Here is a 1,268-nt window from a genome sequence, read left to right on the forward strand (position 1 = left end):
TGGGGCTGCTGGTGTAATTTCATTCCTTCTATGATGTTGGGGGGATGGCTTATGAAGCAGCCGGGTTTCTTTGATGTTGACGAGCGGCTTGCCCGGTCAACCGGGCTTGATGATTAGCTCAAAGCGTTTTCCCGAACTGTGGATTTCGAGGCGTTCCGCCCTGATCTGGAGAAGGCTCTGGCTTACTCAGACGGGAGCAAAGGCGGGCGTCCGCCGTTCGATCCGGTACTAATGTTCAAGATCCTGGTTATCCAGACATTGAACAATCTCTCCGATGAACGGACGGAGTATCTGATCAACGACCGTCTGTCCTTCATGCGTTTCCTGGGCCTGGCGTTATCGGATCGGGTACCCGATGCCAAAACAATCTGGCTGTTTCGCGAGCGTCTGACCGAGGCGGGCGCCATCCAGAATCTGTTCGAGTGCTTTGACGCCACATTGCGCAACGCCGGGTATCTTTCGATGTCCGGCCAGATCCTGGATGCAACACTGGTGGCAGCGCCCAGGCAGCGCAATACCAATGCGGAGAAGGCTGATCTTCGGACAGGACGGATCCCAGAAGATCGGAAAGACAAGCCGGCAAAGCTGTCCCACAAGGACAGGCATGCGCGCTGGACACTGAAGTTCACGAAAGCAAAGCGGCAGGATGACGGGACGCTCCCAACCATAGATCTCGCCATTCCGTTCTTTGGCTATAAATCGCATGTTTCCATCGACCGGAAATTCAGACTGATCCGGAAATGGAAGACAACAGATGCGGCCGCCAGTGATGGCGCCAGACTGCGCGAAGGCCTGCTGGATAAAACCAATACGGCCTCAGGCGTCTGGGCCGACACAGCCTATCGATCAAAGGCCAATGAGGATTTCATGGATCGACACGGGTTCGTCTCGAAGGTCCACAGGAAAAAGCCGCATCTCAAGCCCATGCCTCGTCACATCCAGCGGTCCAATGCAGGGAAGTCGGTAATCCGCTCGCGTGTCGAGCATGTCTTTGCCGATCAGAAATCGCAGACAGGTCTGTTCATCCGGACCGTGGGTATCGCCCGGGCCACCATGAGGATCGGTCTGGCCAATATCGTCTACAACATGCGCCACTTCCTCTTCCTCGAGAAGTTGAACGCCACCAGGTAGCCATCCATCCCGGAGGTAACAGCGCCGGATCTGCACAAAACGCAGATCGAAAGTCACCCCGGGAGCCGTCAGTCAGAACGATAAAAGCCTGAAATCACCGGCCAAGCGTATCAACTAACGATTCTTCGATCCCTCCA

1 pseudogene is annotated in these 1,268 nt (G+C 55.5%); it reads left to right on the forward strand.

The window, feature by feature from the left end:
- The first annotated feature begins 51 nt into the window (after positions 1 to 51).
- Positions 52 to 1,131: pseudogene (locus F3J08_RS16810) on the forward strand (IS5 family transposase).
- Positions 1,132 to 1,268 lie beyond the last annotated feature (137 nt).

The sequence above is a fragment of the Asaia sp. As-1742 genome, from assembly GCF_011753235.1.
Classification (GTDB): Bacteria; Pseudomonadota; Alphaproteobacteria; order Acetobacterales; family Acetobacteraceae; genus Asaia; species Asaia bogorensis_B.